Raw genomic sequence first — 18,137 nt, forward strand, 5'->3', positions numbered from 1 at the left:
CGATTTATTTCTGTCATATAGCTGGTATAAATACGGCGAGTCGATAGAACTCTTGATAAGAATATGGGTCGCATGATTAACTCTTTCGAAGAAACTTCCGGAAATGCCTCATCATCTATAAAGATGATTGCCGAAAACGATCCTGCACGGTTTGTGAACCGCGAATTTTCTTGGCTCCAGTTCAATTGGCGTGTTTTGGAAGAAGCTCAAAATACGAACCAACCCTTGCTTGAGCGTTTGCGTTTTCTATCGATCTCCGCTGCCAATCTTGATGAATTTTTTATGGTGCGTGTCGCAGGCTTAGCTGGCCAAGTGCGGGCTCAAGTCGGTCAACGGTCTATTGACGGTCTTTCTGCGCAAGAACAATTGGATATGGTGATTGAAGAAATCGCCAAGCTTCAATGTGAACAACAATCCACTTTGTCCACGCTTTTAGAAGAGCTGCGCAAAGAAAATATTGAGATCGTTAAAACCGAAGAATTAACGCATGCAGATTTAGCGTGGCTTGAAGATCATTTCCTGCAAAAGATTTTCCCAATCTTGACGCCTTTATCTGTTGATCCGGCACATCCATTTCCATTCATTCCCAATCTTGGTTTTTCCATCGCATTGGAACTGATCAACCTAAAGAACCGCAAAATCATGAATGCGCTGATCCGTTTGCCGGTCGCGCTTAATCGTTTTGTGGAAGTGCCAACGGATGGGTCGCGCTTTCGCTTCGTATCGCTAGAACTTATCGTTAGCCTATATATCGACAAGCTTTATCCGGGCTATGAAGTTAAAGGCGCAGGTACTTTTCGTGTTATTCGCGACAGCGATCTTGAGGTCGAAGAAGAAGCGGAAGACTTGGTGCGCTATTTTGAAAGCGCGCTTAAACGTCGTCGTCGTGGACAGGTTATTCGGATTGAATATGATTCAGAAACGCCTCAAAATCTGCGCGATTTCGTAAGTCATGTACTGGAAGTGCCCGAGAGCCGTGTGAGCGTACAAACTGGGGTTTTGGCGCTCAGCACAGTGTCAGAAATTGTAAAAATACCGCGTGATGATCTTCTGTTCAAATCCTACACCGCACGTTTTCCAGAGCGTGTGCGCGAACATTCTGGCGATTGCTTTGCCGCGATCAATGAAAAAGACATTATCATTCACCACCCTTATGAGAGCTTTGATGTTGTGGTGCAGTTTCTGCGTCAAGCAGCGGCCGACCCCGATGTGCTTGCGATTAAGCAAACGCTTTATCGAACATCAAACAACAGCCCGATTGTGCGTGCGCTCATGGATGCTGCAGAAGCAGGTAAATCCGTAACCGCGCTTGTTGAACTGAAAGCTCGCTTTGACGAAGAAGCCAATATTCGTTGGGCACGTGATTTGGAGCGAGCAGGGGTGCAGGTCGTATTTGGCTTTGTCGAGTTGAAAACCCATGCCAAAATGTCTCTGGTTGTCAGGCAAGAGGAGACGGGTCTTCGCAATTACGTTCACTTAGGCACCGGCAACTACCATCCGATTACCGCGAAAATTTACACGGACCTTTCATACTTCACATGTAATGACCAGATTGCGCATGATGTGCAGCGCGTGTTCAATTTGATCACAAGCTATGCTGATCCGGGACAAGATTTGAAACTCGCCGTATCGCCTTATTATATGCGCGACCGAATTTTGCGTCATATCAACGAAGAGATTGAGCATGTGAAAGCAGGGCGCCCCGGTGCGATCTGGATGAAGATGAACTCGCTTGTCGATGCAAAAATCATCGATGCTTTATATGAAGCAAGCGCTGTGGGTGTTGAAGTCGACATGATCATTCGCGGCATTTGCTGTCTGCGTCCGCAAGTTCCAGGCCTGTCTGAAAACATTCGTGTGAAATCTATCGTCGGCCGGTTTCTCGAACATAGCCGCATCTTTTGCTTTGGTAATGGCCGCGGATTGCCGTCCAAAAAGCCAATCGTGTATATCGGTTCTGCCGATTTGATGCCGCGTAATTTGGACCGCCGCGTAGAAACATTGGTGCCGCTTGAAAATGCGACCGTGTTACAACAAGTGGTCAACCAAATTATGCTCGCCAATCTTTTGGACAATGAGCAAAGCTATGATTTGCTATCCGATGGTCGCTCAAAACGTGTTATTCCATTGCCAGATGAAGCACCGTTCAATGCTCAAACCTATTTTATGACCAATCCAAGTCTTTCTGGAAGGGGAAAAGCACTGAAATCTTCTGCACCGGGATTGATTGCGCATAAGAAAAGAGCGCAAGATGCTTCATCGACGATAAAATAAAAGCATCGGTAATTTGTGTGATTGAAACTGAAGACGCTCAAGGCCGTTTAAAAGGCCGAAATCCGGTTGGCGTTATTGATATCGGGTCAAACTCAGTTCGTCTGGTGCTTTACGAAGGATTGGTGCGTTCTCCGGCTATTTTGTTTAACGAAAAAGTCTCCTGTGGTTTGGGACGCGGTATTGCCGCGACCAATCGTATGGATGATGGCGCGGTTGAAGAGGCGCTTGAAGCGTTGGTTCGCTTCCGTGCCTTGGCCGATCAGGTTGGCGTTGGAGAATTGTATATCGTGGCAACGGCTGCTGCACGCGAAGCCGAAAATGGTCCCGAATTTGTTGAAAAGGCAGAGCGTATTCTGCGCCAACCCATTCACATCTTGACGGGGTTAGAGGAAGCGCATTTTTCTGCCCAAGGGATTATTTCTGCCTTCCGCGCGCCAGATGGTATCGCAGGCGATTTGGGCGGTGGTAGTCTTGAACTTGTTGATATTAATGGCGATTTAGCGGGAACAGGAATAACGATGCCGCTCGGGGTCATTCGCCTTGGCGAACGTGCAGAAGCATCGTTTCCAACCGCTGAAAAAATCACGCGCAAAGATATAAAATCCGCAGATATCCTTGATACCGGCAAAGGCCGCGTCTTCTATGCTGTTGGCGGCACGTGGCGAAACATTGCCAAGCTGCACATATCTTCGACAAGTTATCCTTTGCATGTCACGCATTCCTATGAAGTTGAGCCGGAGGAGCTGCTAAAATTCCTCGATAAGATCAAACAAGGCAATCTGGATAAATTCGAGGGAATTTCAGACGTTTCTAATTCCCGCCGAGCGTTGCTGCCTTATGGTGCGATTGTACTTACAGAAGTTATCAAAAGGATGGAGCCGAGCAAAATTGTCTTTTCTTCCAGTGGTTTGCGCGAAGGATATCTTTATGCGCAGCTTGATGAAGAGACGCAGCGTGCTGACGCATTGTATGAAGCAGCAGGAGAACTCGCAATTCTGCGCGCACGTTCGCCGCGCCATGCCCGCGAATTGGCTGAGTGGACTGCATATAGTTTCGAGAAGTTCGGGATTGACGAAAGCGTTGACGAAAAACGCTACCGCGATGCGGCGTGTCTCTTGGCCGATATTGGCTGGCGTGCCCATGCCGATTACCGCGCGATGCAGTCGCTTGCGATTCTCGCTTATGGCAGTTTTGTTCAGGTTGATCATCAGGGGCGGGCCTATATCGCGCTATCGAATTACTTTCGTTATGAGGGGCTTAAAAACGAGTCGCTCGCGCCAGAAATCCGCAGCATAACAACAGACCGAATTTGGGAACGTTCAAGGCTCCTTGGCGGGTTTATGCGGGTTGCATATTTGTTCACCGCTGCAATGCCGGGCGTCATGAGCAACCTTGAGTGGGAGCAGACGGGCGACAAAGAAATGATGTTAACACTCCCTGAAAGCCTGCGCGCTTTAGCCGGAGAACGTCCCGCCGGCCGGATCAATCAATTGTCAAAAGTCACCGGCTGGAAAATCTCCGTCAGTATTCGCCCTTAGCCTGCGATATTAAATATCGACAACACCGATCTTGCGGTTTTCAAAGCGCAAGCCTGATTTTCCATCGAGCAATTTCATCGCTCTTTCGCCAAAAAGCTCTTTGCGCCAGCCTTTCATTGCTGGCACATCGGCTTCTTCGCCCAAGATCGCTATCTGCTCAAGCTGATCTGAAGATGCGATAATTTTGGCTGCAACATCGAATTCTTCTGCTGTAAGTTTTAGCAAAACTTTCAGCAAATCAACGGCCGCACTGGTGCCTTCTGGCGAATGCGCAGGACGCGGAATCTTCGGCAATTCATCACGGTCCAGCGCATGGGCACGCGCAACACAATCAATAATTGAACGCCCACTTGCCGACTTTTCAAAGCCCTTATGCAAGGTGCGCAACCGTGAAAGACCATCGGTGTCTTTGGGTTGGCTTTGCGCAATTTCATAAATCGCATCATCTTTTATGATCCGGTTACGCGGCACGTTCCGCTCACGCGCTTCATTTTCACGCCATTCAGCCAGATTTTTTAAAATCGCAAATTCAATCGGCTTTTTGATGCGTAATTTAAGCCGTGTCCAAGCCTCATTCGGCGGCAGATCATAGGTCTTTGGCGTCGTGAGAATATCCATCTCTTCGGTCAGCCAATGGGTGCGGTTTTCTTCTTCCAGCTTGTCTTTGAGGAAATTATACACGTCGCGCAAATGCGTTACATCTGCCAATGCATATTCAAGCTGTTGATCAGAAAGCGGACGCAGCTTCCAATTGGTAAACCGCAAAGATTTGTCGATATGCGCACCGGAAATACGGCGCACTAACTGGTCGTAAGCAATGGAATCACCAAAGCCGCACACCATCGCTGCAACCTGTGTGTCGAACAAAGGCTCGGGCAGTTTGCCAGAAAGTTTGTAGAAAATTTCCACATCCTGACGGGCCGCATGAAAGACTTTGATGACATCTTTGTTCGCCATTAAATCGTGAAGCGGCGTCAAATCGATGCCTTCTGCAAGCGGGTCAATCAGAACCGCTTCATCATCAGAGGCAACCTGCACCAGACATAAATCCGGCCAGAACGTTGTCTCACGGACAAATTCCGTATCAACGGTCACATATTTATGGGTTGCAAAGCGCGCGCATACATCGGCGAGGGTGGCAGTGTCGTTTATCGTTATTAAGCTCATAAGAATTTTATTTATCGGAGGTGACGCAAAGAGTCGAATGGAATTGTTGGCTTTAAGCGTGCAGGTTGTGTGAAGGCGTGTGATCGCATTATCGCACTTAAGTGGTGCGATTTATAGAGTGCAAATTTTGAATTTAGGCGTGCCATATGAAGGCAGGGCGGTGCACGGCAGTTAAAAACGGCCAGAACAAGCCGTGCAGCACTGCTGCGGATATAAAATGCACACCTGCGTGAATAATTGTTCAGGAGGGGCCGCGCCAAACATTGGGCGTGTTGGGGCTGGCCCTCGGCGCTTGGCTTTAACCGAATAAGCGCTTTTTTCACCGCTTTGAGCCGAGTGACAACGGCTTTGATAGTTATGAGACCATGCTGCTGAACAGGCATGGCTATCTGCACAAAGCCTGACGCAATCTGCAAATAATAGGTGGCTCTTTCTAACTTGAAAATTGTGTCCGACACCCACAGCCCAATCCGGCGTGGCAAAACGCGTTCTGCACTGAACATGGCCGCGATTAACAGCCAGTACCGCACGAGACGCAAAAGCGCCGCGCGGTTCTTTTCAATGGCAATGGCTTTAGATGCGCTGTTCATCGCCGCAGTGTGCGGGTGTTTTGTGGTGGTTGGATAATATGGGTGGAAAACTTGGTTTGAGTGAAACAATGTAGAACATAAATCAAGTGTTTGCGATTGTAAGACAAAGCGGTGAGTAGGAATCTGTTGTGGGATTATCATGAAAGTCGGGTATGCGGGTAAACCAACGATGTCGATCATCTTAAATTGTTCTGTCAGCGACATACTGGTTGTTACCGCTATGCGCCTAATTTTGTATGTTAAAGAAATATGGCTGCTGTTCAAAAGTCGACACTAAAGAATGACCGACAAGGCGATCTAGCAATGCGATGGCAAATTCAGCTTTGTGGGTAATTTCTGAATATGGATAGCTCCATTCCCGCTACTTTTTTAGGCGCTCAAATGTTGTTTGAAATACGGCCATATCGCCATGGAAGCGCTCATAGTGCGGTAAAATGAACTTAGCAGCGGGCGATTCTCGGCTTGGTTTGCGCGACCCAAGGTTTTCAAGAAAAAAATCGATAGCGGCACTTATCGCCTGCAATCGCGTTCCGTAGACTGGCTCATGGTGTGCTAGTCTATTTCGTGTTTGATAGAGTGTTTCGAGATGTTGTCCGATCAAGGCTCTATCATATGTCTTATTTGGAAAAACACCTTTTAAAGATCGTTTCCAAAGCGTTTTTTCGTATCGTTCGGCGAACAAGCTTTTCCAAAAATAGATCGTCATTTGAGAGATGACCTGGCCATCTGATACAATCAGCGTTCTCTGTCGTGCAATGGCCTCGTCTTTATGAGAAATCCCCTGCGGTTTCCCATTTGGATAGGCTGCTGCATCAAGGGCTTGTTTTTGGGCATAGTCCAACTTGGAATAAGCTGCCCGTTGAGCATGATTTTCCGCGCTTTTGATTTGGTTTTTTTCTCGCGTATCAAGCCTTATCGGCCTTGGATCGCCACGTAGCCAATTCGGATGAATGTCATGTTGCATTCGTTCACAGATGCTGTTGCGCAGCGCAATTTCAACTACCCCCACAAGTGACATAATTGAGGCGCCAAGAATCATGGTTGCTTGGTGAAGCTCAATAGCAGCATCGTCCGTTTCGGTCAGGTTTTGGAAGGTTGCAAGCCGCTCTGCGGAGATAAGTTTACTGATCTTCTCTGTATCAGCACTAGTTAAATTTCTTGACAAATGAGCCTCTTTATCGTAATTCTGTATATGAAACGTCGAGACCTAGGTCGGCAGCGCGCTTTGCTCGTGACGGACCCTCGACGCCCTAATTGGGAAAGGCTCGATATTTTATGTCGAGCCTTTTTCTTTATACAACAGATCTCCATATTTTTGTATACCTTTGGATTTTTATCGTTCATGTGTGTGTATGAGGCTGCCAAATGTCCGCTTCTCGCCACCGCACGAAATGATATAAATAACCGCTATCGGTCAACTTCGATGGTCACTGAACCGCCACCCAATCTAATATTTGACACGCTGAATTTTGAAATTAAGGGCTCAATGTGGAATTTCAGCAGCCCTGCACAAGGCGTTGAATCTGTCTGTTTGGCCACAAGGCAAATATAAACCCTGCGCGAACGGGCGATCCTTTTTCCTCTCCCGCCTGCGGGAGAGGGATGTGAGGCTTCGCGCATTTGCGCGTTAGCCGCAACTGGGTGAGGGGAATTCTCTGTCCCCCTCATCCGTCTACTCGTTACCACTCGTATCCACCTTCTCCCGCAAGCGGGAGAAGGGCAGGTGGCTAAACGCGGAATCTTGTGTGCTTTGTATGAGTTGTTTGGGGTGGTTTCCGCCTCCTCCCGCTGGCGGGGGAGGCACGAGAAGCAAGCACAGCGCGGCTGATCGGTTGGGGGCGGAATACGGATCGTTTGAATAACCCCCGCTCTGTATACCTCCCTCTTTTAAAAGTGAGAGTGAGGGTGCAGAATTTGATCAAAGACACCTTCATCCTAGGCTCAAGCCCTAGGATGACGGAAATTGGATTAGGCTTTGGTGGGTAATTGTCGAAATTGAGTTTGCTGAAATTCAAACGTAAACTTGACTGCCGAAGCACGAAGCTTTTGGCCATGATTCAAGAGGTTCATAAATGATGAGAAAGATATGTGCCTTGGTTTGCCTTGGGTTGGCGCTTGTTTTTGGATATTTGTACTACGCTGATTATTTCAAATGGCGCGAATGTTTCAATGAACAGGGCCGATGCTTCGACGATAAGGCAGGTGTTGTATATACAGAGCAATCGGGAACCGTATGGCTTTCACTTGCTGTGCTGGCGCTTGGGGCTGCCTTCTACAATGCATGGCACTTGAGTAAATCGAAACGGTAATCCACGTTTTGCGAATTCACTAAGCATAGACAAGGGGTTTAATCTGTCTCTTATGGCGCTTGCCAGATATAAACCGCACACCAACCAAGCATCCTACATTGCTTTCTCGTGCCAGCTGAATTAAGCGGTGCACTTAAATAGTATCATTATAACTAAAGGCATTTATCATGCACCGTTATCGCAGTCACACTTGTGGCGCCTTACGTAAATCTGACGCTGGCAAAACAGTCCGGCTTTCTGGCTGGGTTCACCGTGTTCGTGACCATGGCGGCGTTCTGTTTATCGACCTTCGTGACCATTATGGCATAACGCAAGTTGTGGCCGATCCGGATTCGCCTTGCTTTAACGCTGCTGAATTGGCGCGCGGCGAGTGGGTTTTGCGTATCGATGGCGATGTGAAGCCGCGCAGCGATGAGACAATCAACGCGAATTTGCCAACCGGTGAAATCGAAATTTATGCGCGCGATATTGAAGTGCTCTCGAAAGCTGAAGAGCTTCCGCTGCCTGTTTTTGGTGAGCCGGATTATCCTGAAGATATTCGCCTAAAATACCGCTTCCTCGATTTGCGCCGTGAATCACTGCATGCCAACATCATGCAGCGCACGCGTATTATTGCCAAAATGCGTGAAGAGATGAACAAGATCGAGTTCACTGAATTCTCGACGCCAATTTTGACGGCATCTTCGCCGGAAGGTGCGCGCGACTTCCTCGTGCCAAGCCGTATTCATCAGGGCCAGTTTTATGCACTGCCGCAAGCGCCGCAGCAATATAAACAGCTGATCATGATGAGTGGCTTTGACCGCTATTTCCAGATCGCGCCATGTTTCCGCGATGAAGACCCGCGTGCAGACCGCCTGCCGGGCGAATTCTATCAGCTCGACCTTGAAATGAGCTTTGTTGAGCAGGACGAGATTCTGGAGACGATGGAACCAGTCATGCGCAATGTGTTTGAAGCATTTGCGGACGGTAAACCTGTGTCGCAGACTTTCCGCCGCATTGCTTATGACGATTCCATTCGCATGTATGGTTCAGATAAGCCGGATTTGCGTAACCCAATCGTTATGCAAGATGTATCAGAACATTTCCGCGGTTCAGGCTTTGGCGTGTTTGCTGGCATTTTGGATGCAGACCCGAAACACCAAGTTTGGGCAATCCCTGTTAAGGGCGCTGGCAGCCGCAAACATTGTGACCGCATGAATTCATGGGCGCAGGGCGAAGGCCAGCCGGGCATGGGCTATATCTTCTGGCGTGAGCTTGAAGGTAAGTTTGATGCTGCTGGTCCAATTGCTAAAAACATTGGCGCAGAACGCACAGAAGCGCTTCGTCAGCAGCTTGGTCTTGAAATTGGCGATGCTGTGTTCTTTGCAGCGGGCGATCCGAAAAAGTTTGCATCCTTTGCCGGTTCTGCACGCCAGAAGGCAGGCGAAGAAGCGGGCCTAATTGATGAAAACCGCTTTGAGCTTTGCTGGATTGTCGACTTCCCGTTCTATGAATGGGACGAAGAAAACAAGCGCGTTGAATTTGCACACAACCCGTTTTCTATGCCGCAGGGTGGCAAAGAGGCGCTGGACGCTGCAACCACTGAAGAGCAGCAGCTAGCACTTAAAGCCTACCAATATGACTTGGTGTGTAATGGTTTCGAGATCGCGTCAGGCGGCATTCGTAACCACTTGCCTGACACGATGGTTAAGGCGTTTGAATATGCTGGCCTGTCGAAGGAAACCGTTGAAGAGCGCTTTGGCGGTCTTTACCGTGCATTCCAATATGGCGCACCGCCGCATGGCGGCATGGCTGCAGGTGTTGACCGTGTGGTTATGTTGCTGGTTGGCGCAAAGAACTTGCGTGAGATCACCATGTTCCCAATGAACCAGCAAGCGCGCGATGTGCTTATGGGGGCACCGGGCGAAGTCGGCAACGAGCAATTGCGTGAATTGAACCTGCGTATCAATCCAATCATCAAAGACTGAGCGCCATAAGCGCTGCGCTTTCATAAAGCGTTACGAGAATAAAAAGGCCCGCTGCGAGATTTCACAGCGGGCCTTTTTCGTAATGCGAGATTATTTATTCGCTTCAAGTTTCAGCGAAAGAGCGCTGATCAATGACGCAGGGTTTGATGTGGCCGCTGCGATAAGCTGCGCAACAGGTACAGGTGAGGCTGGGGCCGCAGAGATGGTCAAGCTCTTAGGATTATCCAGATATTGGCCAATGGCAGCGCTTGCCTTGGCAGCAAAATCTGGATCGCCGAGCTGTGCAAGACCAAGGGGCAGCATGCCTTTTGCAAAAGCGACTGTGCTCTCGCGGTTCATGCCTTGCTGAGCACCAAAGAAGTCGATCAGGCGGCCCGTCAGGGATTTATCATCAATCGTGATTGAAGCGGAATTAATGTCCAATTGCTGCATCATGCCGAGCATCGCAAGACCCATCTGTTGGTCATTGTCTTTGTTGGCTTTTTGCATTTCCTGCATCGCCGTCGCCAATTGTGTGGTGTAACCACCAACTTCAAAGCGGAATGTAAGATCGGCAGCGTCTTCGGCTGAAATAATCATTGGATCGAGAATAAGATCGCCATTGCCAAGGTCCCAAGTGCCTTTGGCTTCAAGCGTGCCATTGATCTGTTCGTAATTAAGCGCTTTCATCGTTTCAATTGTCTTGGCATCGCCAGTCGCTGTGAAGTCAATGAATAGATCTTCAATGACCATGTCAGAGCTTATTTTCCCGCCTGGCTGATAGTCAGAAATCGTAGCTGAACTTTTTCCTGCAGAAAAAATGGTTTTACCGTTTCTGCTAATCTTGATCGGAGCGCTGACGGCATTTCTGTAAAAAGAACCTTTTAAAATGGGGTCTGTCTCATTGGGGCCAGCAATAAAGTAACCTTCAATTATAACACCGCCAAAAGAAAATTTTACATCATCGTCATTTGTTTCAAAACCCGGTACGCCGATACGGCCAACAATATAGCCGTCGTTAGGGGCTTCGATGACATCTTGAAGAATGAATGAATCAATTTTCACAGAATCGGTTTCTGCATATTTAAGAGTGACGCCTTTGAGAACAACGTCATCGCCGCCTTCAACGCTAACGCTGTCAGCGTTCACTGTAATGCCTTGCAATTCGAGTTGCGCAGCGAGGCGATCAAGCACGGTCTGGCCGTCAATTGCCGCAAATGCTGATGTCGCAAATGTTGAAATGATCGCTGTTGCGACTGTCGTTTTAAAAATCATGGGCAGCATAATATGGCCTGTCTCTTAAGTTGGATGATGCGCCAAAGATACGGCGCTTGGCGCAAGCTGCAAGGCAATTATGTGATAAAAATGACGTGAAGTTAAGTTCGCATAAATATGCGCTATTATTTGTATCTAAAAGGGGCAGGGGCTTTTTAAGTTTAACCACTCGCGTGTGACAGGGTGATAAAACTCAACCTGTGTGGAATGCAGGCACATGCGCTCATGGGCGTAATAAGCCTCGTCAGGTGCATACATACGGTCGCCTATGATTGGATGGCCCAGATATTGGCAATGGACACGCAATTGATGCGAGCGGCCCGTTTTGGGCTTCATCAAAAGGTCGGTTGTTGTTTCTGTTTGGGAAATAACTTCCCATTCAGTAATTGCTTCGCGCCCTTGCTCGTGATCGATCATTTGGCGCGGCCGGTTTGGCCAGTCGCAGCGCAAAGGCTGGTTCACGATGCCTGATTGTTGATCCGGGTGGCCCCATACACGCGCAATATATTGTTTTTTAACAACGCGATCCTCAAATTGACGTCCTAAATGGGCGCGCGTTTTGGCCGTTAGACCAAATATGATCAGGCCTGATGTGTCCCAGTCGAGCCGATGCACCAAACGCGCCTCAGAATTATAGTCGATAGCGCGCGATTCGAGGCAGTCATGCGTGCCCGGGCTTGTGCCAGAAACAGTCAATAAACCGGTCGGTTTATCCAGAACAAGCACAAATTCATCTTCATAAACAACGGCGAGTGGAACCATTGGCGGGTTGTAGTCAGGGCGTGGGCGTTGTGGAATCACGGTCATTTCCAAATTCATTTGCGGCTGTTTATCAAAAAATATCGTGTAGCCCATACAATTTTGCCTAAAATCGGGTATATCGGTTTCATTAGGGCAATTTGATCAAGAATTTGGATGATCCATGGGTGCTTCAGCACAAATCAACGCGCAGCGTTATCATTTTTCGGCGCGTATAATCGTTTCATTTTTTGCGGTTTGGGCAACATTATTGCTTGCACCTATGCAAGCCAGTGCAGCCAAACTGCATGACGGTATTCGATACTCCGGTAATCTAAAGCTAGATGTTTATGAACCCGATGGTGGACGCGGCTTGTTTGCGCGTAAAAAACCTGTCGTGATTTATATTCACGGCGGCGGCTGGGCAAAAGGCGACCGCAAGCGCGTTTATAAAATGCCAGAATGGTTGACGTCCAAGGGCTATGTCTTTGTCGCGATGGATTATCGCAAAGTGCCAGCAACAACGATTGACGGGCAGGTGCATGATGTAACCGCGGCTATGAACTGGGCGCGCAAAAATATCCGTAAATATGGCGGCGACCCAAACCGTATGGTTCTAATGGGGCATTCTGCAGGCGCGCATCTTTCAGCCTTGATTGCTTCCAAAGGGCAAGCAAAAGGCTTTCGCGGTATCATTCCCAATGATGTGCAGGCTTATGACTTGCTCGCCTATGCCACGAAACGCGGGTCAATTGGCTCTATGTTCGGACTGGCTTTTACCGATGAGCCAAAAAACTGGATGCGGTGGTCGCCTGCGACCTATGCCCGTTCAACAAAACGGATGCCGCCACATTTGATACTTTATTCGAGCAGCCAAGGTGAGCGTCGACGTTCAATTTCGATTGGCTATGCAAATCTAATCAAAGGCCTTGGCACGCCAACCGAAATTTTCCATGGCACGGCCTATCGTCATGGCGCAATTGCTGCGCGTCTTGGACGCCCAGGTGACGCTGCAAGCGCTGCTATTGAGCGCTTTTTGAAAAGAGTGACGCGTTAAAATAGTCAAGAAATTTATCTGGCCTGATGTTCAGTCAAAACGAGGATGCGACAATGGCGAGAGTTTTAATTACGGGCGCTGCACGCGGTATTGGACACGCATTGGCCGCAGAGCTGATAAAGCGCGGCCATAACATTATCGCGACGGTGCGAAACGATGCCGACGGCCAAGCGCTTAAATCAACCTTTGGTGCTAAGATCGATGTCTTGGTGTTCGATGTTACGGACCATGAAGCCATTAAAAAGGCTGCATCAAGCGTTGAAGGCGCAATTGACGTTCTGGTCAATAATGCTGGCGTGATCGGGCCTGAAAAACAATCAACGCTGGATATGGATTTTGCTGGTTTTGCAAAGACGCTAGAGATCAACACACTTGCGCCATTGATGATGTGTCAGGCATTTCTGCCGCACATTAAACAGAGCAAAAGGCCCGGTATCATCACTATATCGTCGCAGATGGGTAAGATGGCTTATCAAGTCTCAGACCGCATTGCGTATCGCGCATCAAAATCTGCCGTCAATAAAGTGATGCAAGGGTTAGCGACCGATCTGCGTGAAATAAACATTCCCGTTCAGTTGGTGCATCCTGGCTGGGTGCGAACCGATATGGGTGGGCAGGGCGCTGATATTTCCGTTGATGAAAGCGTCAGTGGTATCGCCGACTTGGTTGAAAATATCGATATGAGTAAGACGGGCACATTCGTTGCTTACGATGGTTCAACAATGGAATGGTGATGCCTATTCTGGCTCATCATCAAAATCTTCATCACCTTCATTTTCATGCGCAACATTTGTTTTGTGACTGCGCATAAGCGTTAGCTCATCTTCATCCGCATCAATCAGGCGCGTTGAACCCCAGATACGCAAGACATCATTCATCGCATCCAGCACAAAGTGGCGTGCACTATCGCTGTCATAGCCCTCATCAAGCAATTCGTCATAATCGGTGTGGTTGTGGCGCACATGTGTCGTCACCGCCAGCCAAGCGCTAATATCAGCGGGCAGGTGCCGTAAATGGCGTTTGCGGGCAATATCCTTAATGGCGATCACTTCGCTGAGCGGCGCATGGGGCACCAATGCGTTCAAAGCTTTGGACATTTCAACTTGAAATCGTGTGCTCATAATTCAACTATCTATTGGTAACATTCAATATGGTGCTTGTAGCAAATACGTTTGTGATATAAAGATATGTTTATGTCATTTAATTGAGAGTGCTATGTTTCAAATCGATCCCTATGTTGATTGCCTTAAATCCATTGCGGAGCCAAGCCGTTTGCGCATTTTGCGTTTGCTTGCCGATGGCGATTTGACCGTTTCAGACCTTACCGCGATTCTTGGCCAATCTCAGCCACGCGTTTCGCGCCACTTGAAATTGCTCATTGATGCACAATTGATAAACCGCTGGCAGGAAGGTTCATGGGCGCTGTTCCGGCTTGTATCTTCCGGCACCAAGGCTGACCTTGTGCATTCATTATTGGCAGCCATTGAGCCCACAGATCCCGTTGTTCAGCGTGATCTTGAGCGTTTGGAATCTGTGAAACAAAAACGCCGTGCTGCTGCTGCAGAATATTTTGCCAAAAATGCTGCCAGCTGGGACAAGCTGCGCATGTTGCATGCCGCTGACGGTGATGTTGAAAAAGCACTGCTTGAAATTACAGGCAGGGGTCCATTCAACAACATGCTTGATATTGGCACGGGCACTGGGCGCATGCTTGAGCTATTTGCTCCTTACTATCGTTCTGCTGTTGGTATTGATGCCAGCCGCGAAATGCTTGGCGTTGCGCGCTCAAATCTTGAAGCCGCAGAACTGTCCAATGTCGAGGTTCGGCTTGGCGATATTTACAACATGCCCGTCGAGCGCAACGCCTATGATTTAATCGTCATCCATCAGGTGCTACACTATTTGGATGATCCGGCAGCTGCGATGCGCGAGGCCATGCGAAGCCTATCGCCGTCTGGCCGGTTGGTCGTCGTGGATTTTGCACCGCATGAAATGGAGTTTCTGCGTCAGGAACACCAGCATCAACGCCTCGGTTTTGAAACCAAGGCCATCGAGGGCTGGTTTAAAGAAGCAGGGCTACAGTCAATCGCGTCAAAAGCAATTAAATCCTCTGGCACCAATGACGGCAATCCTTTGACCGTCATGATTTGGGCTGCCGAAGACAAACGAATTGAAATTGCAGATACTGCACATGTGGAGAAATTAGCATAATGACCGGATCAGTATTATCGCGGACGCATGGTGCTGCTGAAGAGCGTAACTTGCGCATTTCCTTTGAGTTTTTTCCACCCAAAAATGATGCGATGGAAGAAACATTAGCGCAAACAATTACAAAATTGGCACCGCTTTCACCGGATTTCATTTCAGTGACCTATGGCGCAGGTGGCTCCACCCGCGATCCATCAAGGCGCACGCTTGCCAAAATTTTAGAACAGGCTGGTGTGCCAGCTGCTGCGCATTTGACATGTGTTGGCTCGACCAAAGCAGAAGTTGATGAAGTCATACGCGACTTTGCGTCGATGGGTATCAGCAGATTTGTTGCGCTGCGCGGTGATCCTGAAACGGGAATGGGTACTCAATATGTGCCAACAGAAGGCGGATATGAAAATGCCGCTGATCTGGTTTCAGGCCTCAAAGCCACGTCAGATTTTGATGTGTCAGTGGCAGCCTATCCTGAAAAACATCCCGAAAGCCCAGACTTTGATGCAGACATAGAAATGTTGAAGCGCAAAGTCGACAATGGTGCTAACCGCGCGATTACGCAGTTCTTTTTCGAAAACGATTTGTATGAGCGCTATGTTGAGCGTGTGCGTGCCGCTGGTATCAATGTGCCAATCGTGCCGGGTATTTTGCCAATCCATAATTTCAAAGCCATGTCCAATTTTGCACAAAGGTGCCAAACCAATGTACCTGCTTGGTTAGCGGATCGGTTTTCTGGCCTTGAGAACGATGCTCAAACCCATGCGATGATTGCAACCGCCATTGCCGCAGATCAAGTAACGGACCTTGTTGACCGCGGCGTGACCGATTTTCACTTCTATACGATGAACAGGCCAGACCTTGTTTTTGCCTTGTGTAAGCTGATCGGCATTAAGGGAAATGACAATTCAGCTTGGGCAGCATAAGGAAACGTTGAACAGTCTGTCGCCGAAACGCTGCCTAGTGTGAACAATCATAGCGCTTATATGGTCTCCAGAATTACCTTCCAAGGAGACCATAATGCCTACAATTCTTTCTATCCAATCATCTGCCCGTCATGAGAATTCCCATAGCCGCGATCTTAGCAAAGAGCTGATTGCAAAGCTCAATAAGAGCGGAAATTTTGACGTGCAGGAACGCGATTTAACGCAGACTATTCCGCACGTAAATGAAAAGTGGCTCGGCGCAAACTGGACACCAAAGACAGACCGTAACGCTGAACAAAAGGCGGATCTGGAACTGTCCGACAAGCTTGTTGAGCAGCTAAAGGCAGCCGATGTTCTCGTAATCGGCGCGCCGATATATAATTTTTCTGTACCTGCCGCGCTTAAAGCTTGGATCGATATGGTTTGCCGCGCAGGCGACACATTTAAATATACTGAAACAGGGCCAAAAGGTCTTCTTGAAGGCAAAAAAGCCTATGTGGTCATCGCTTCAGGCGGCGTGCCTGTTGATAGCCCATACGACTTTGCAACACCTTATCTTCGCCAAGTTCTCGGCTTTATCGGCATCACAGATGTTGAAATCATTGCTGCAGACGGCCTTGTGGCAAATGAAGCTGCATCTCTTGCAAAAGCCAATGCTGAAATCGAGCGTTTGGCCGCTTAATTTCTAAAAGTTCGTAAGAACGATATACCGCGAATGTTTACGCCCACATTCGCGGTATTTATTTAAGCGCCGCCCGTATTCTTCGTTCAAAGCGATTTCGGCTTAAAATGAATTAAGCGGTTAATGTTCGAGCCGCACATCACGCTATGGGTGGCGCATCACTCGGCCCTGCATTAGGTTTCACAAATCAGTTGTGATTTGCGGGAGCGAAATATGGATCGGTATTTGGACGGCCCTGAGGCAGCGTTGGCTCTAAGGCCAGATCAGCCCGTATATTGTTTTCGCCCGCACGTATTGATCGAGGACGCAAAGCGCTTCCAATCCCTGTTTCCTGGACAAACCGCCTATGCGGTGAAAACCAACGGCGAGCCGATGGTGATCAAAACGCTTGTTGATGCAGGCGTCACGGCGTTCGACGTGGCATCCCCAGCCGAATTTGAAATTGTACGCAAATATTCGCCCGATGCAGAAATGCTTTATATGCATCCGGTCAAAGCACAGTCCGATATTCGCCTTGCGCTTGAACATTACAAAATTCGCACACTCGTCGTTGATCATGAAGATGAGATCGTCAAAGTTCTGCGGGTTTGCCGCGCCATTGATATTGATCACACGCAAGTCACGGTTTTTGTGCGCCTGCAAACCAAGGGCCACGCAGCCTATGAGCTTTCCAAAAAGTTCGGTGCTGCGCCAAGCCATGCCGTCGATCTTTTAAGAAGGCTGCACCGTATCGGCTTTAAAACAGGCATCTGTTTTCATGTGGGAAGCCAGATCGAAGATGCAGACACCTATGAAAAAGCAATTGCATCGGCTTATTGGGTGCGCACACGCGCCAATGTTCCCTTGGTGGGGCTTGATGTCGGCGGTGGATTTCCTGCCGATTATGGCCGTGACCCAAAGAAAACAAATGATTTTACCCCCGGCTTAGAAGCGCTCATGCAGAGCATTGATGGGGCCGTTAAAGAATATGACTTTGATGACCTGCCATTGGTTGCCGAACCGGGCAGGGTGATTTGTGCACGGGCCTTCTCGCTCATCGTGCGCGTGCTGCTGCGTAAAGGTAAGCGCCTTTATATCAATGATGGCATTTGGGCGTCATTGTCGGATAGCTGGACCGGCAAAATGACGATGCCAGCGCGAATTATACCTGACCCAACAATTAGGCGTCGCAATGGCGATCCAGAAAAGATCGTCCCATTTAAAGTGTGCGGTGCAACCTGTGATTCCGTTGATATTTTGACACGGCCATTTTATCTGCCGGAAACAATCGACACCGGAGATTGGATTGAGATTGGCAATATTGGCGCTTATTCGCTTTCGCTGCGTTCTCACTTCAACGGTTTTTACCCAGATACATTCGTTGAAGTTGAAAACGCATTCGAAATTGGTGAAGCGCCAACAGGCCGTGCCAGCCTTGAGACTATGGGAGATTAGAA

16 protein-coding genes are annotated in these 18,137 nt (G+C 48.6%); 10 read left to right on the top strand and 6 right to left on the bottom strand.

The annotated features are described in order from the left end of the window. The first annotated feature begins 63 nt into the window (after window positions 1–63). Window positions 64–2,274, top strand: coding sequence for an RNA degradosome polyphosphate kinase (locus C504_RS16990; protein WP_018687523.1), 2,211 nt, complete (start codon window positions 64–66; stop codon window positions 2,272–2,274). A gap of 17 nt (window positions 2,275–2,291) precedes the next feature. Continuing rightward, window positions 2,292–3,812, top strand: a complete 1,521-nt coding sequence (locus C504_RS0101475) for a Ppx/GppA family phosphatase (RefSeq protein WP_018687524.1) — start codon at window positions 2,292–2,294, stop codon at window positions 3,810–3,812. A 9-nt stretch (window positions 3,813–3,821) separates the two neighbouring features. Here C504_RS0101475 and rnd read toward each other — a convergent pair whose 3' ends face one another. The 3 genes from rnd to C504_RS16995 all read right to left on the bottom strand — a co-directional run bounded on the left by rnd (window position 3,822) and on the right by C504_RS16995 (window position 6,734). Further along, window positions 3,822–4,979, bottom strand: a complete 1,158-nt coding sequence (gene rnd, locus C504_RS0101480; RefSeq protein ID WP_018687525.1) for a ribonuclease D — start codon at window positions 4,977–4,979, stop codon at window positions 3,822–3,824. A gap of 11 nt (window positions 4,980–4,990) precedes the next feature. Then, entirely contained in the window at window positions 4,991–5,569 is a 579-nt protein-coding gene (locus C504_RS0101485) for a hypothetical protein (RefSeq protein WP_156815820.1), read from the bottom strand. A gap of 361 nt (window positions 5,570–5,930) precedes the next feature. After that, a complete protein-coding gene (locus C504_RS16995) occupies window positions 5,931–6,734 on the bottom strand; it encodes a hypothetical protein (RefSeq protein WP_018687527.1) in 804 nt (267 codons plus the stop codon). A 907-nt stretch (window positions 6,735–7,641) separates the two neighbouring features. On the opposite strand from C504_RS16995, the gene C504_RS0101495 reads away from it, so the two are divergent. Then, entirely contained in the window at window positions 7,642–7,878 is a 237-nt protein-coding gene (locus C504_RS0101495) for a hypothetical protein (protein WP_156815821.1), read from the top strand. Window positions 7,879–8,045: 167 nt separating this feature from the next. Next, entirely contained in the window at window positions 8,046–9,845 is a 1,800-nt protein-coding gene (gene aspS / locus C504_RS0101500; RefSeq protein ID WP_018687530.1) for an aspartate--tRNA ligase, read from the top strand. Window positions 9,846–9,935: 90 nt separating this feature from the next. On the opposite strand, the gene C504_RS0101505 is transcribed toward aspS, so the two are convergent. Next, entirely contained in the window at window positions 9,936–11,108 is a 1,173-nt protein-coding gene (locus C504_RS0101505; RefSeq protein ID WP_018687531.1) for a YdgA family protein, read from the bottom strand. Window positions 11,109–11,234: 126 nt separating this feature from the next. Further along, window positions 11,235–11,906, bottom strand: coding sequence for an RluA family pseudouridine synthase (locus C504_RS0101510; protein WP_245555088.1), 672 nt, complete (start codon window positions 11,904–11,906; stop codon window positions 11,235–11,237). Window positions 11,907–12,021: 115 nt separating this feature from the next. On the opposite strand from C504_RS0101510, the gene C504_RS0101515 reads away from it, so the two are divergent. Together C504_RS0101515 and C504_RS0101520 are read left to right on the top strand one after the other, a co-directional pair. After that, complete coding sequence (locus C504_RS0101515) at window positions 12,022–12,894, top strand: alpha/beta hydrolase (protein ID WP_018687533.1); 873 nt, start codon at window positions 12,022–12,024, stop codon at window positions 12,892–12,894. Between the two features lie 53 nt (window positions 12,895–12,947). Continuing rightward, window positions 12,948–13,628 (top strand): SDR family oxidoreductase, encoded by a 681-nt coding sequence (locus C504_RS0101520; protein WP_018687534.1) that lies wholly within the window; start codon window positions 12,948–12,950, stop codon window positions 13,626–13,628. Window positions 13,629–13,631: 3 nt separating this feature from the next. On the opposite strand, the gene C504_RS17005 is transcribed toward C504_RS0101520, so the two are convergent. Further along, window positions 13,632–14,015, bottom strand: a complete 384-nt coding sequence (locus tag C504_RS17005; RefSeq protein ID WP_156815823.1) for a DUF2293 domain-containing protein — start codon at window positions 14,013–14,015, stop codon at window positions 13,632–13,634. 82 nt (window positions 14,016–14,097) lie between these two features. Here C504_RS17005 and C504_RS0101530 point away from each other — a divergent pair, with 82 nt between their 5' ends. The 4 genes from C504_RS0101530 (at window position 14,098) to C504_RS0101545 (ending at window position 18,135) form a co-directional block, all read left to right on the top strand. Then, window positions 14,098–15,105: an ArsR/SmtB family transcription factor gene (locus C504_RS0101530; RefSeq protein ID WP_371179694.1), complete on the top strand. Its 1,008-nt coding sequence runs from the start codon at window positions 14,098–14,100 to the stop codon at window positions 15,103–15,105. Then, window positions 15,105–16,019, top strand: coding sequence for a methylenetetrahydrofolate reductase [NAD(P)H] (metF, locus tag C504_RS0101535; RefSeq protein WP_018687537.1), 915 nt, complete (start codon window positions 15,105–15,107; stop codon window positions 16,017–16,019). Before C504_RS0101530 ends, metF begins: the two co-directional genes overlap by 1 nt. A gap of 94 nt (window positions 16,020–16,113) precedes the next feature. After that, window positions 16,114–16,701 carry an FMN-dependent NADH-azoreductase gene (locus C504_RS0101540; RefSeq protein WP_018687538.1) on the top strand — a complete coding sequence of 196 codons (588 nt, stop codon included), beginning with the start codon at window positions 16,114–16,116 and terminating at the stop codon, window positions 16,699–16,701. Between the two features lie 213 nt (window positions 16,702–16,914). Next, window positions 16,915–18,135 carry an alanine racemase gene (locus tag C504_RS0101545; protein WP_018687539.1) on the top strand — a complete coding sequence of 407 codons (1,221 nt, stop codon included), beginning with the start codon at window positions 16,915–16,917 and terminating at the stop codon, window positions 18,133–18,135. The last annotated feature ends 2 nt before the right edge of the window (window positions 18,136–18,137 follow it).

The organism is Ahrensia kielensis DSM 5890 (assembly GCF_000374465.1).
GTDB classification, from domain to species: Bacteria; Pseudomonadota; Alphaproteobacteria; order Rhizobiales; family Rhizobiaceae; genus Ahrensia; species Ahrensia kielensis.

What these genes read in the sequence shown, in the direction of transcription:
- rnd (WP_018687525.1), bottom strand. Translation starts at nt 4,979, where the DNA reads ATGAGCTTAATAACGATAAACGACACTGCCACCCTCGCCGATGTATGC.
- C504_RS0101540 (WP_018687538.1), top strand. Translation starts at nt 16,114, where the DNA reads ATGCCTACAATTCTTTCTATCCAATCATCTGCCCGTCATGAGAATTCC.
- C504_RS0101515 (WP_018687533.1), top strand. Translation starts at nt 12,022, where the DNA reads ATGGGTGCTTCAGCACAAATCAACGCGCAGCGTTATCATTTTTCGGCG.
- C504_RS0101545 (WP_018687539.1), top strand. Translation starts at nt 16,915, where the DNA reads ATGGATCGGTATTTGGACGGCCCTGAGGCAGCGTTGGCTCTAAGGCCA.
- aspS (WP_018687530.1), top strand. Translation starts at nt 8,046, where the DNA reads ATGCACCGTTATCGCAGTCACACTTGTGGCGCCTTACGTAAATCTGAC.
- C504_RS0101505 (WP_018687531.1), bottom strand. Translation starts at nt 11,108, where the DNA reads ATGCTGCCCATGATTTTTAAAACGACAGTCGCAACAGCGATCATTTCA.
- C504_RS16990 (WP_018687523.1), top strand. Translation starts at nt 64, where the DNA reads ATGGGTCGCATGATTAACTCTTTCGAAGAAACTTCCGGAAATGCCTCA.
- C504_RS0101495 (WP_156815821.1), top strand. Translation starts at nt 7,642, where the DNA reads ATGATGAGAAAGATATGTGCCTTGGTTTGCCTTGGGTTGGCGCTTGTT.
- C504_RS0101485 (WP_156815820.1), bottom strand. Translation starts at nt 5,569, where the DNA reads ATGAACAGCGCATCTAAAGCCATTGCCATTGAAAAGAACCGCGCGGCG.
- C504_RS0101520 (WP_018687534.1), top strand. Translation starts at nt 12,948, where the DNA reads ATGGCGAGAGTTTTAATTACGGGCGCTGCACGCGGTATTGGACACGCA.
- C504_RS0101510 (WP_245555088.1), bottom strand. Translation starts at nt 11,906, where the DNA reads ATGACCGTGATTCCACAACGCCCACGCCCTGACTACAACCCGCCAATG.
- metF (WP_018687537.1), top strand. Translation starts at nt 15,105, where the DNA reads ATGACCGGATCAGTATTATCGCGGACGCATGGTGCTGCTGAAGAGCGT.
- C504_RS17005 (WP_156815823.1), bottom strand. Translation starts at nt 14,015, where the DNA reads ATGAGCACACGATTTCAAGTTGAAATGTCCAAAGCTTTGAACGCATTG.